Below are 13,039 nucleotides of genomic sequence, written 5' to 3'. Positions count from 1 at the left end.
GCAAAAAGCAAAAAACGCTAGCATAAACAGGGTCGCTTTCCTTAAAACAACGCAGTATACATTCGCGGGTTTGGGTTAGGGCGCAGACACGCGCCATAAGCAGGAAAGCAAGATAATGACGAATGTCGTAGTGGTCGGCTCTCAGTGGGGCGACGAAGGCAAGGGTAAGATTGTTGATTGGCTCTCCGAGCGTGCGGACGTTGTCGTTCGTTACCAGGGTGGGCATAATGCCGGTCATACACTTGTCATTGATGGCGTCAGCTACAAGCTGTCTCTTCTGCCTTCGGGTGTCGTGCGTCCTGGCAAATTGGCCGTGATCGGTAATGGCGTTGTGGTCGACCCACATGCGCTGATTGCTGAAATGGGCCGTCTCGCTGCACAGGGTGTTACGGTTACGCCGGATAATCTGCGTATCGCCGACAACGCCACACTTATCCTGTCTCTGCACCGCGAACTGGACGGCATGCGCGAAGACGCGGCCTCCAACAGCGGCACAAAAATCGGCACCACGCGTCGTGGTATCGGCCCTGCCTATGAAGACAAGGTCGGTCGTCGCGCTATCCGCGTGATGGATCTGGAAGACACCGAGGCACTGGCTGCCAAGGTTGACCGTATCCTCAACCACCATAATGCGCTGCGTCGCGGTTTTGGTGTGGCTGAAGTCAGCCATGAAACAATCATGGAAGAACTGACATCGATCGCCGACAAGATCCTGCCGTTCCGTGAAACCGTATGGCTTCTGCTCGACAAGAAGCGTCGCGCTGGCGCACGCATCCTGTTTGAAGGCGCGCAGGGTTCGCTGCTCGATATCGACCACGGCACATATCCGTTCGTGACCTCGTCCAACACGGTTGCCGGTCAGGCTGCTGCTGGTTCGGGCATGGGCCCCGGCGCGCTCGGTTACATTCTTGGTATCACCAAGGCCTACACCACCCGCGTTGGTGAAGGTCCATTCCCGACCGAGCTGAACGATGAAATCGGTCAGTTCCTGGGTGAAAAGGGACATGAGTTCGGCACCGTTACCGGACGCAAGCGCCGTTGCGGCTGGTTTGACGCTGCACTGGTTCGTCAGTCGGTGGCGACTAACGGCATTACCGGCATCGCGCTGACCAAGCTCGATGTTCTTGATGGCCTTGATGAGCTGAAGATTTGCATCGGCTACAAGCTCGACGGCAAGGAAATTGATCACCTTCCGGCAAGCCAGGGAGCGCAAGCTCGCGTCGAACCAATCTACATCACGCTGGAAGGCTGGAAAGAATCGACCGTCGGTGCCCGAAAATGGGCGGATTTGCCTGCTCAGGCGATTAAATACGTTCGTCAGGTCGAAGAACTGATCGGTGCGCCAGTTGCGCTTCTTTCCACCAGCCCTGAGCGTGACGATACGATACTTGTGACTGATCCTTTTGAGGATTAATGTCACAAATAATAAACCATATCGGGCCGGTACGTCGCCGGTGACGACGAGAAAGTGCTTATGGCAGATTTTGTAGCGGTCATTCGCAAAGCCGTTGATGGCTTGGCGAACAACACTCCCGAAACCCGGGCGAAGGTTTACGAAAAAGCTCGCAGTGCCGTTGTTCGGCAACTGGAGAATATGAACCCACGTCCACCGGAAGAGTTGCTGCGACGTCAGGTTGTCAAACTTGATGCGGCGATTGCCGAGGTTGAAGGCGAATATGCCGAAGCCTTGCCGCCCCTTGAAGAAGAAGACGACTATGTGCATGACGACTATGCTGCGCCGGAGGAAACAACCTCCGGACAGCAGTCCTACGTGCAAGAGCCTGCCGATGTGGTTGAAGAAGAACCTGCACCTGCGGTTGAAGAGCCGCAGGTTGAGGAGGAAGAGCCTGCTGCCTATGCAGCGGCTCCTGCCTATGAACCCGAGACCGAACAAGAGCCAGAGCCGGTTGAGCCTGTTTACGAACAGGCTTACGAGCCCGCGCCTGAAGTTACCTACTTCAAACCGCAGACTGTTGAACCTGTCTACGTCGATGAGCCTCGTTATGAGGAGCCCGTAGAAGACGAACCGGCACCAGAACAAGAAACCGCTTACCATGAGCCCGTCGTCCATGCGCAAGAGCCGCATTGGGTCGATGATGATGCTCCTGCTGCGGAAGACGAATGGCGCAAGCCTGCCGATGATGCCGTGTATGCCGATGACGTGCGTGTAGAAGCGGAAGAGCCTGTTCTGCAGGCGCCACGTTCCTATCCGGAAGTGGTTGAGCCGGTGTACGTTGCTCCCGCTGTCGAGAATGAGGCAGAGGTAGAGCCTGAGCCGGAAGTCGTTGCCGCTCCAGCCTATGGCGTGGTTGAACCGGATAACCGTCACAGTTTCGAAGACGAATCCGATCCTTTCGCCGCCCGTGCTGATTACCGTGACGACGTGTTTGCGACGCCTGCTGTCGAGCAGCCGCGCAAACATTCGGCACAGGATGAGGATTTCTCCTCCTATTTTGAAGACGCGACTGTTGATCTGCCGACCGCTGGGCAGGCTTCCAGCGCTGCAGTTGCTGCGGCGGCTGGAACCGGCAAGCCGTCCTTGCAGGAAGTGCCACTGGACTTCAAGCAGGCACCTGCTGACACCACAAAGGAAGCCGCCAACAAGGAACGCACTCCTTGGGACGATCTGGAAGAACTGATCGGTTATGACGGCATTGGCACCGATGCCAAGGTTGCCGGCAAGGTCGGTTCCTACGAGGCTGGGGCCTCTGGCATTTCTGCCGATGGTGTTCCGCCTGCGTCCTACATGGTCAAGAAAAAGCCGCGCCGCAATTATGCAAGCTATGTGCTTGCTCTGCTGGGTGTTCTGCTTCTGGCCGGTGGTGGTTACGCGCTGTGGCTCAACCGCGATGCCATGAATGACATGGTCAGCGGATTAACGCAGTCTGCGCAGCCAGAAACACCCGCCACGACAGAGCAGCCAACCCAGAACGGTGCAGGCGAAACAACGACGACACCACCTGCAACGACGGAACAGACACCGCCTGCCACGCCGCAGACGGATGACGGTTCGGTGCAGGGTAGCAAGTTTACCCAGCGTCTGCTTCCTGACGGCACCGAGCGGGACGAAGGTCCGGCACCTGGCGCCAACGGCCAGCCGGTGACTGCTGAAGGTCAATCTGTGTACGAGCAGAATGAAGCTGCTCCTGCGCAGACACCAGATGCTGCCACTACAACACCGCCAGCCACTCAGGGCGCTGCTGCGACACCTGGCGTGGGTGCGCCACTTGCAGCCGGGGCAGAACGCATGTTCCTCTATGAAGAGGTGCTTGGCCAAACGGTTCCGACTGCAATCGAAGGCAGCGTGGCCTGGACCCTGCAGCATGAGCAGGGTGAAGACGGCAAGCAGCTTGCGACCGTTCAGGGTCAGATGAGCATTCCTGCACGCGGTTTGAGTGCTCTGATTACCTTCAAGCGCAATCTGGACTCGTCGCTGCCTGCCAGCCATCTGGTGGAAATCGTGTTCTCTGTTACGCCTGGGTTTGAAGGCGGCGCGATCGACAGCGTTCAGCGTATTGCCATGAAGCAGACTGAACAGGACCGCGGTAACGCTTTGATTGCTGTTCCAGCGAAGATCACGGACGATTTCCATATGATCGCCCTCAATGACTTCCCAGATGCAATGAAGACCAATCTGGAGTTGCTTGCCACCCGTGACTGGATCGATATTCCAGTGTCCTATCGCAACGGCCGTCGTGCATTGCTAACTATGCAGAAGGGTCCTCAGGGTCGTGCTGCTTTTGATGCTGCGCTCAAGGACTGGGCATCAACCGCACCCGCCGCTGGCCAGTAAGGTTTCAACGCGCAACCATTAAAAAAGCCCCCGAACAGTGTTCGGGGGCTTTTCTTTTGGCTTTTACAGCCGAGGTCGCTTGGGAGGAGCGAACTTAATCAGGCGTCCACCACTCGAAGAGCCTTGGCTGCTTCCAGAGCTTGTTTCTGCACCGCTTCCTGTACCTTTTCAAAGGCACGGACTTCAATCTGGCGTACGCGCTCGCGGCTGATATCGAACTCCTCGGAAAGTTCTTCCAAAGTGATCGGATCTTCTGCGAGGCGGCGCGCTTCAAAGATGCGGCGTTCACGATCGTTCAGAACGCTCATGGCACGCGCCAACATGTGGCGGCGTGTTTCGAGCTCGTCCTGCTCAATCAGCACCTGCTCCTGGCTGTCGTGGTCATCGACCAGCCAATCCTGCCATTGGCCGGATTCGCCTTCCGCTGCCTTGATTGGTGCATTCAACGAAGCATCGCCATGCAGGCGGCGGTTCATCGATACAACTTCCTCTTCGGAAACCTTCAGCTTTCTGGCAATTTCAGCGACGTGTTCGGGCTTCAGGTCACCATCATCGATTGCCTGAATACGGCCCTTGAGGCGGCGCAGATTGAAGAACAGGCGCTTCTGGTTGGCGGTGGTGCCCATTTTGACGAGCGACCAGGACCGCAGGATATATTCCTGGATCGAGGCCTTGATCCACCACATGGCATAAGTCGCCAGTCGGAAACCACGCTCCGGGTCAAACTTCTTGACGGCCTGCATCAGGCCGACATTACCCTCGGACACCACTTCACCGATCGGCAGGCCGTAGCCGCGATAACCCATGGCAATTTTGGCTACCAGTCGCAAATGGCTGGTGACGAGCTTATGCGCAGCATCGCGGTCTCCATGTTCGGCATAACGTTTGCCGAGCATGTACTCTTCCTGCGGCTCCAGCATAGGAAACTTACGAATTTCGTCGAGATAACGATTAAGACCGGCTTCGCCGGCGGTAATTGAAGGCAAACTATTGCGGGCCATAAAGCACCCCCTATCCTTGAACTACGGCCCCCTAATCATTGCTTTTCAGGCAGGCCGCCTCGTGCGCATACAATGTATCACGCACAATTTCCCGTTACAGATATGTAGGAGTGAACGGTGTTTCAAGAATACGGTTGCATCACGAAGCCGTTACGGTTTGCTTTTTTGATAAAAAAGGACCGGTAACGGTCCCTTTCTTGAATTCACGCCTCTTTGTCATTTCGCAGCGCTTGCACCAATTCCTCCATGTCGTCAGGCATGTCGGTTTCAAACTCCATCACCTCACCGGTGCGCGGATGTTCAAAGCACAAAAGGAAAGCATGCAGGGCCTGGCGGGGAAAGCGGTTGACTACGGCTTTTGCTTCGTCATCCAGCAGGTTTGCCTTTGTGCGGAAGGCTGCACCGTATTCGGGGTCGCCAAGTAATGGATTGCCGATATGTGCCATATGTACGCGGATCTGGTGCGTACGGCCAGTTTCCAGATGGCACTCGACCATCGATGCAAGGCACGAAGCGTCCGGCTTCTCTCGGTAGCGTTCCATGACTTCGTAATGCGTAATGGCTTCGCGTGCGTCTTCCGCTTCCTCGCGCTTCACGGTGCGCTTTGTGCGGTCATTTCCCGAACGGCCGAGCGCCGCATCGATGGTGCCACGAAGCTGTTTCGGGCGGCCCCAGACGATTGCCTTGTAGGCGCGTTCCAGTGGGCCTGTGCGGCCATGGTCGGCAAACTGCGCAGCAAGATGGCGATGGGCATTGTCGTTTTTGGCAACCACCATAACGCCGCTGGTCTCTTTATCCAGGCGGTGCACGATGCCGGGGCGTTTGACGCCACCGATACCGGAAAGGCTATCACCGCAGTGATGGATCAACGCGTTGACCAGTGTGCCCGTCCAGTTGCCAGCGCCGGGATGAACGACAAGACCGGCCGGTTTGACAAGCACGATCAAATCTTCGTCTTCGTAGAGAACATCAAGCGGGATGTCCTCGCCCTGCGGTTCAGGATCTTCCGGTTCCGGCATGTTGATCTCCACCCGGTCGCCGGGGCGGATTTTCTTTTTTGGCTCAGTGATGGCGACACCATTGACGGTGACAGCTCCCTGCTCGATGAGAGATTTGAGGCGGTTGCGTGAAAAATCGCCCTCAACAGCCGTCGTCAGCCACGAATCCAGACGACCTTCGGCATCTTCTTCGGCAATCAGGACTTTTCTTGCGTCTGCGCCTTGTTTAAAGGGGTCGTTCATTCAACTTTCCGATCAAATAGTAATGACAGGACCTCAGATGACGCAGATCGAGCCAGAAGAACAGGAAGACAAGCCGCTCGACCCGGCCATGGAAAGCGTTCGTCGCAAGATGATACGCTTGCAGATCGTTTCAGGGTCCGTGATGTTCATCAGCCTTATGGCGGTGTTCGGAGCCGTTGTCTACAAGGCTATGGGGCCATCCAAGGCGCAAACGCAGGCTCCGGTTGCTGCGGTCAATGGTGCAGTGCCATCTGATGGACCTGTTTCTGCCACCGCAAGCCTGCCACAGGGCTTTGTCATTGAAAATACCTCGCTTGCTGCGGGTCAGTTGCTGTTTACCGGCAGGCTTGCCAATGGCACACGCAAGGCAATGGTGTTTGATATCGCAACGGGCCGCTTCGTGGCCGATGTGACAATCGATGCACAATGAGGCAACAACGGCCCCGACCGGCCGTGCTGTCATCGAGATAACCTCTGCCGATGATCCGCGTATCGAAGCGTTCTGCAACATCAGGGAACGCGATCTGACCGGACGGCAGGGGCGTTTTATTGCCGAGGGCACCGTGGTGTTGCGCATGCTGGCAGCCGCCCACCGCGAGGGCGGTGCATTCGAGGCTGAATGCATACTCGTGCTGAAGAACCGGCTGGAGGGTGTTGCCAGCATTCTGGAGGAGTTTCCGGCCTCTGTTCCGCTCTATGTTGCTGATGCTGCAGTTCTGGATGCGATTGCCGGTTTTCACCTGCATCGCGGTATTCTGGCGCTTGGTCGACGTTTGGCTGCTCCTCAGGCTGACGGCGACGCGACTGGGCAAGGGCTGGATAGTCTGATTGCCAGGCTGCCAAAATCATCGCTGGTGGTGGTTGGCTGTGGCGTTTCGAACCACGATAATATCGGTGGCATGTTCCGCAATGCAGCGGCTTTCTATGCCGATGCGATTCTGCTGGACGAGACATGCTGCGATCCGCTGTATCGCAAGGCACTGCGCGTCTCTGTCGGTTCTGTGCTTGCGGTGCCCTACATCCGTGAAGGCAATGCGGTGTCGCTGCTGGAAAAATTGGCGGCAGAAGGTTTTACCATCTGGGCGTTGTCTCCTGCCGGCGAAACGGAAATTCGCAATATTCCTGTTTCCGAGCGTATGGCGTTGGTTATCGGAACAGAAGGCGACGGTTTGCCACCGGAGGTGCTGTCGCGTTTTCGAACGGCGCGTATCTCGCAATCGGCGCGGTTGGACAGCCTGAATGCCGGTACGTCATCCGGTCTTGCGCTTTACCAAATGGCAGCGGCACTCGGCCGCTTGTAATCGGTATCTCGATTAGTTTGGTTTCTGCGACAGAAGCTCGTTTGCGCGTTGCGCAAGGCTCTGGCGCGTTGCATCCGGATTGGCGATGTCACGCGCCAGAATTTCCGGAATTGGTGAGTTGTCGCCTTCAAGGCGGGCAGTCAGGGCAATCATCCTCGCGGCAATGATGGCAATCTCCTGACGGATCGCTTCATCATTGTTGGTATTCTTGATGTTGATGAGACGCTCGGTGAGCGCCGTTCCCTGATTGCGGATTTCTTCGATTTCGCTGTTTAGATCAGCTTTGTCAGCTGCTGTGGCCGATGTTGCGGCGCTGGCGGCGATATCGATGATGGGCGGTTTTGCTGCCACGACAGGCACCTCTGGTAGGGTGGAAGCAGCACTTTTGTTGGCCACGGCCGGGTTGGGCAAGCGAATGACCATTTCGCCGGACTGTGGACCGGATGTTGCTAACCGCTCTTTAAGGCGTGCGATTTCCTGGTTGCGGCGCTCAATCAGATTTTCATTGTCGGCATTGCGAGCAGCTTCTTGCGCCAGCTGTTCTTCCAGTCGGTGGATCTTGCGGCTGTCGCGGGTGATCTGATTTGCCATGTCGCGGCTTTTGTCGGTCGAGCTGTTCAGATCGCGGGTAATGGCATCTTTTTCCTTGCGCCAAGAATCATTGCGCTGACGCGCCTGTTCCACCTCGAGTTCACGGGCAGACAGGTTGATTTTCAACTCATCCAACTCGCTAGTGATACGGCTGGCGCGCTTCATCAGGTCAGCCAGTTCTGCGGCCTTCAGCTGATTGCTTTCTTCTGCATGACGCAAGGTGCTTTTCAGTTTTTCAGCGGCGTCTTCCTGCTTGCGCAATCTGGAGCGCAGGTCTCCGGTCTCGACAGACATTTCTTCGAGATGCTGGCGAAGCTCGCGGTTCTCGGTCAGGATTTTGCTGGCATCATCCGCCAGGCTGTTGCTGCGCACGGAAATCTGGACCGACTTGGCGCGCTCATTTTCAAGCTCCTGGCGGGTTCTCGCATTTTCGGCGGCATACAGCGCACGCGCCATGTCCTTCTGTGCACGCACTTCCTGGGGGCTGATGGGCATGGTGGCGCGCAGGCGCTTTTCGGTATAGGCGACGATCCGACGATGAATGGCGGGCGCTATGAGGGCTGCAACAAGAGCGGCACTCAAAAAACCCAATCCAAATAAAATCGCAAACTCGATCACGCCGGGATCTCCAAACTAAGACACGCTATACCGTTCTGACTTTTGTCGCCACCACCGACGCAAAAAGCTGCCGCATGTGTCACACGCGGAGCTTGCGCTGGCCGTTCCATACCTGCGTTAAGGGATGGCGAACTGACGCTGACTTTTACAGTCAGCCGATCATCAACTGAAAAAAATGTCAGAAAGGGTTCCAAGTTGGCTGCTGCGTCAGCTTGAGATAGCCGACATTGATGCCGAGACGTGCGCCGATGCCGGTGCGAATCGGTGCAATGGTTACGTCGTTGTTCTTCAAAACGGTCATGCCGACACCTGCAATAACGAATGCGGAGCCACTGACACCGCCAAAGCGGCGGTAAAGACCATCCACGGATGCAAGGTTATAAACCAGCATCATGGTGCGCGTGCCTTGGCCACCGTAATCAAGGCCGAGCGATGGGCCTTGCCAGAAAACTGGGTGCTGACCTGCGTTCTTTGTGTAGAGCTGACCTTCGCCATAGGTGAGGCCCGCGACAAATGCGCCTGAGCCTTCCTGGCCCAGAATATAACCGTTTGGCAGGCCGTAACGCTGGAATGCCTGTTCAACGACCTTTGCAAGGCCACCGGTGGTGGAGCCAAAAAAGCCGTGTCCTGCATCCACGATTTCTTGCATCGTGTATTGGTCGCTGCTTTGCGCCATGGCCTGTGCCGGCAGAATCATTCCTGCAACGACCATGAAAATCCTGATCAGTCCCAGGTGCGCAAAAGTGCGAATTTGGTGGAGGCTCATCGTCATTTCCGTCCGTCTGTTTCGTTTTACTTGCCGTATCATGACATCTGACCATTTTGGAAGCATGGTCTTAATAATCGGTTTACCAAATATGGTGTCATTATGACGGCAGGTTATTCTTGAAATAACGCATGACCGAAGAGCCGACGGCGCAGGAGATATTTATGACCATTAACCCGAACCTGACACTCTCGGGAGCCGATCTTGCGGCGTTGCTTTGCAGTCGTGTATGCCACGACGTCATTTCGCCCGTGGGCGCGATTAACAACGGCCTTGAACTTCTTGATGAAGGTGGCGCGGACGAAGATGCAATGGATCTGATCCGTACATCCGCGTTGAACGCTTCTGTGCGACTGAAATTTGCCCGTCTGGCCTTTGGTGCTTCCGGTTCGGCCGGTGCGTCCATCGACACGGGTGAGGGTGAAAAAGCGGCAAAGGATTTTGCCAGCGCCGACAAGAAGGTTGAGGTTAGCTGGACCGGGCCGCGCGCTATCGTCGCCAAGAACCGGGTGAAGTTGCTTCTGAACCTTTTCCTGGTCGCTTACGGCGCTATTCCACGCGGTGGCAATCTCGACGTTGTCTTGGAAAATCCAGAAACCGATGCCCGTTTTGAAATCACCGTTAAGGGCCGCATGCTGCGCGTTCCGGCGAAGTTCGCCGAACTTTGCAAAGGCGCTCTTGAAGAGGCAATCGACGCCCATTCCGTGCAGCCCTATTACACGCTGCTGTTGGCACAGGAAGCTGACATGGAACTGGATTATACGGTGCACGAAGACAAGATCGTGTTCGTGGCGACACTCAAGGCCTGATCAGGTCCCCGGCTATTCTTAAACAAACGGCGTCCAATGGGCGCCGTTTTTGTTTGTGCCACTTTATATTGAGCCGCTGATCCTTGATCATGATCCAGTCGTCCTCAAACCTATTTCAGGTCGCCGCATTCACACAGCTGTCTCATTGGATTGACCCAGTTCAACATATGGAGACGGAAATGCGTTGTTTCTCATTGGCGATACTCGTGTTGAGTATGACAGGGCAGGTTGCCCTGGCAGACACGGGGGTAGGTTTCAAACAAATCGAGCAGGCTGAAAAAGGTAATGATCGGCCGCTGAAGATTTCATTGTGGTACCCGGCAAACGAGACGGTGACGAAAGCCGAGACCGTTGGGGAGAATCCTGTCTTTTATGGTCTTGGTGTCGAGCAGGATGTGTTGGCAGCACCGGGCAGACATCCGTTGGTTTTACTGTCGCATGGTTATGGCGGCAGCTGGCGAAACCTTAATTGGCTGGCTGGTGAGCTTGTGCAAAGCGGGTACATTGTTGCGGCACCAGACCATCCTGGCACAACATTCCAGAATATGGACGACGCAGAAGCCTTGCGGCTTTGGGAGCGTCCGCGCGATATCAGCCGCACGTTAACGGCTGTGCTGGAGAATACGTCGCTGGCTGGCGAGATAGACGACGGGAAAATCGCCGTCATAGGCCACTCTCTGGGTGGTTGGACGGCAATCGAACTGGCTGGCGGTCGTTATCAGGCGGATCGCGCGCTCAAGGACTGCACGGGCGATGTCATGCCTGCGCAATGCAAAGACCTGAAACTTATGGCGCGGATCGGTATTGTCGGCGGTGGCAAAGCCCGTCCAGAGCTTTCTCAGGATTTGAAAGACAAGCGCATCAGGGCTGCTGTCTCGCTTGACCTTGGACCTGCCTCCGGCTTTGTGCCTGACAGTCTTGCAGGGATCGATATACCGGTTTTGGTCTATGCTGCGGGTCATGAGACGGCCGAGATTGCCGCGATAAAAAACGATTCGGAATATTTGCGGCAATATTTGCCAGCTTCTTCAACGGTTTACCGTGAAATTGCCGATGCAACGCATTTCAGTTTTGTGCAGATGTGCAAACCTGGTTCGGACAAGATCATTGACGAAGAATCGCCCGGGGAAGGTTTTGTTTGCCGTGATGGTGGCGGGCGAAACCGGGCGGATATTCACCGCGAGATCGCTGACGGTATTGTCTCATTTTTGCATGAGGCACTGAAATGACCGTATGTTTCACCGCTTGAAACAAAAAAGCCCGCCATGAAGGCGGGCTTTTGCATTGGGGAATGCGGTATCAGGCAGTTTCAAGATATTCTGTCGCGCCATCCGGCTCGCGAAGAACGTAACCACGACCCCACACCGTTTCGATGTAGTTCGCGCCGCCTGCGGCATTTGCCAACTTCTTGCGAAGTTTACAGATAAACACGTCGATGATCTTCAGTTCAGGCTCATCCATACCGCCGTAAAGGTGGTTCAGGAACATTTCCTTGGTAAGGGTGGTGCCCTTGCGGAGCGAAAGCAGCTCCAGCATCTGGTATTCCTTGCCGGTCAGGTGAACACGCTGGCCGCCGACTTCTACAGTCTTGGCGTCGAGGTTCACGATCAGCTCTCCAGTTGCGATGATCGACTGGGCATGGCCCTTCGAACGACGCACGATAGCGTGGATACGGGCAACAAGCTCATCCTTATGGAATGGCTTAGTCATGTAGTCGTCTGCGCCGAAGCCGAGACCACGTACCTTGTCTTCAATACCGGCCATGCCGGAGAGAATAAGGATAGGTGTCTTCACCTTGGACAGGCGAAGTGTTCTCAAAACTTCATAACCGGACATGTCCGGAAGATTGAGGTCGAGAAGAATGATATCGTAGTCATACAGCTTGCCTAAATCCACGCCCTCTTCGCCGAGATCGGTCGTATAGACATTAAAGCTTTCTGACTTCAGCATTAGCTCGATGCTCTGAGCTGTCGCGCTGTCGTCTTCGATGAGTAGAACCCGCATAATTATCCCCTTTGCCGCCCGCCGGAAGGTAAGTGCCTTGCGCGATACGGATCCAGACGTTGCCTGATTTGCAGGCTGCCATCAAATGGTTAACAAATTCTAATCGCCTCTGGCAAGTGTATCGAATTTGTTAAATATAAATGGCACGCCACTGATTTTCCATATGAATCCACCATCGCCAACATTGAATCTTAACATGAGGATGTCGTGCTAAGTGATTCAACCGACTCGTACATTGTCGCGTCCAAATTTTTGGACATGGCATTTACCGACCCTTAAATGATCGTCGTTATCATTAATGATGCCCGTAAACGAAAGGTTAACGCGGACGTTTTTTTATTAACGTCTTGTTATTTTTTTGAACGATTTCGGCTCACACCGGCATCAACGGGTTTAAATTGTCTTGAACCGGGGTTTCGACATCCACGGAGTATTGCGTATGAAGTCGCGTGACAGCCTAATTCGCCTGAAGGAATTTCAGGTCAACGAGAAACGCCGTCAGTTGCAGCAGTTGCAACTCATGATGGCGGAGTTCGACCGGATGGCTAAGGAACTGGTTCACCAGATCAGTCTTGAAGAATCCAAGTCGGGTATTACGGACCCAACACATTTTGCGTATCCGACCTTTGCCAAGGCCGCACGTCAACGTGCTGATAACCTTCAGGTTTCCATTCGGGAACTGAGGGCGCAGCAGGAGGCGGCCGAAGCATCGCTTGAGGAAGTCGTGGCCGATTATGAAAAGGCTGCTGCTCTCGAAAGTCGCGATGGCGCCATGCGGGCACGGGCATAAGCCACCTTTATTTGCTTGAAAAACGATAAATCCGTTTTCTCGCAAAGGCTGTACTGATGACTATTTTCAGGCAGGCGCCTTCATCGAGGGCGCGTGCCTGAACCCATTTTGGGATATTTTTGTCA

General features: G+C 55.2%; 12 protein-coding genes. 7 read left to right on the top strand and 5 right to left on the bottom strand.

Features of this window, described 5'->3' with window-relative positions; genetic code table 11:
* The first annotated feature begins 115 nt into the window (after positions 1-115).
* Together PYL13_RS14840 and PYL13_RS14835 are read left to right on the top strand one after the other, a co-directional pair.
* Positions 116-1,414 (top strand): adenylosuccinate synthase, encoded by a 1,299-nt coding sequence (locus PYL13_RS14840; protein ID WP_192488210.1) that lies wholly within the window; start codon positions 116-118, stop codon positions 1,412-1,414.
* Positions 1,415-1,474: 60 nt separating this feature from the next.
* Positions 1,475-3,793 carry a hypothetical protein gene (locus PYL13_RS14835; RefSeq protein ID WP_275641836.1) on the top strand — a complete coding sequence of 773 codons (2,319 nt, stop codon included), beginning with the start codon at positions 1,475-1,477 and terminating at the stop codon, positions 3,791-3,793.
* A gap of 98 nt (positions 3,794-3,891) precedes the next feature.
* Here the strand turns inward: PYL13_RS14835 and rpoH are convergent, their stop codons facing one another.
* Both rpoH and PYL13_RS14825 read right to left on the bottom strand, forming a co-directional pair.
* On the bottom strand, positions 3,892-4,794 hold the full coding sequence (rpoH, locus tag PYL13_RS14830; RefSeq protein WP_192488212.1) for an RNA polymerase sigma factor RpoH: 903 nt from the start codon (positions 4,792-4,794) through the stop codon (positions 3,892-3,894).
* 203 nt (positions 4,795-4,997) lie between these two features.
* A complete protein-coding gene (locus PYL13_RS14825) occupies positions 4,998-6,035 on the bottom strand; it encodes an RluA family pseudouridine synthase (RefSeq protein WP_250982123.1) in 1,038 nt (345 codons plus the stop codon).
* 37 nt (positions 6,036-6,072) lie between these two features.
* On the opposite strand from PYL13_RS14825, the gene PYL13_RS14820 reads away from it, so the two are divergent.
* Positions 6,073-6,465 (top strand): hypothetical protein, encoded by a 393-nt coding sequence (locus PYL13_RS14820; RefSeq protein ID WP_275641835.1) that lies wholly within the window; start codon positions 6,073-6,075, stop codon positions 6,463-6,465.
* Positions 6,455-7,336 (top strand): TrmH family RNA methyltransferase, encoded by an 882-nt coding sequence (locus tag PYL13_RS14815; RefSeq protein WP_275641834.1) that lies wholly within the window; start codon positions 6,455-6,457, stop codon positions 7,334-7,336. The genes PYL13_RS14820 and PYL13_RS14815 overlap by 11 nt, the downstream gene beginning before the upstream one ends.
* A gap of 12 nt (positions 7,337-7,348) precedes the next feature.
* Here the strand turns inward: PYL13_RS14815 and PYL13_RS14810 are convergent, their stop codons facing one another.
* Positions 7,349-8,509 carry a hypothetical protein gene (locus PYL13_RS14810; protein WP_275641833.1) on the bottom strand — a complete coding sequence of 387 codons (1,161 nt, stop codon included), beginning with the start codon at positions 8,507-8,509 and terminating at the stop codon, positions 7,349-7,351.
* A gap of 214 nt (positions 8,510-8,723) precedes the next feature.
* Positions 8,724-9,317, bottom strand: coding sequence for a DUF1134 domain-containing protein (locus PYL13_RS14805; RefSeq protein ID WP_192488217.1), 594 nt, complete (start codon positions 9,315-9,317; stop codon positions 8,724-8,726).
* Positions 9,318-9,475: 158 nt separating this feature from the next.
* Here PYL13_RS14805 and chpT point away from each other — a divergent pair, with 158 nt between their 5' ends.
* Both chpT and PYL13_RS14795 read left to right on the top strand, forming a co-directional pair.
* A complete protein-coding gene (gene chpT / locus PYL13_RS14800; RefSeq protein WP_275641832.1) occupies positions 9,476-10,120 on the top strand; it encodes a histidine phosphotransferase ChpT in 645 nt (214 codons plus the stop codon).
* Positions 10,121-10,299: 179 nt separating this feature from the next.
* Positions 10,300-11,349 carry an alpha/beta hydrolase family protein gene (locus PYL13_RS14795; RefSeq protein ID WP_275641831.1) on the top strand — a complete coding sequence of 350 codons (1,050 nt, stop codon included), beginning with the start codon at positions 10,300-10,302 and terminating at the stop codon, positions 11,347-11,349.
* A 70-nt stretch (positions 11,350-11,419) separates the two neighbouring features.
* Here the strand turns inward: PYL13_RS14795 and ctrA are convergent, their stop codons facing one another.
* Positions 11,420-12,124 (bottom strand): response regulator transcription factor CtrA, encoded by a 705-nt coding sequence (ctrA, locus tag PYL13_RS14790; protein WP_192488220.1) that lies wholly within the window; start codon positions 12,122-12,124, stop codon positions 11,420-11,422.
* Between the two features lie 439 nt (positions 12,125-12,563).
* Here ctrA and PYL13_RS14785 point away from each other — a divergent pair, with 439 nt between their 5' ends.
* Entirely contained in the window at positions 12,564-12,914 is a 351-nt protein-coding gene (locus PYL13_RS14785; RefSeq protein ID WP_250982118.1) for a flagellar export protein FliJ, read from the top strand.
* The last annotated feature ends 125 nt before the right edge of the window (positions 12,915-13,039 follow it).

Origin of the sequence: Agrobacterium sp. Azo12 (assembly GCF_029193765.2) — a bacterium.
In the GTDB taxonomy this organism is placed as follows: domain Bacteria; phylum Pseudomonadota; class Alphaproteobacteria; order Rhizobiales; family Rhizobiaceae; genus Agrobacterium.
This window is presented reverse-complemented; position numbering and strand designations above follow the sequence as displayed.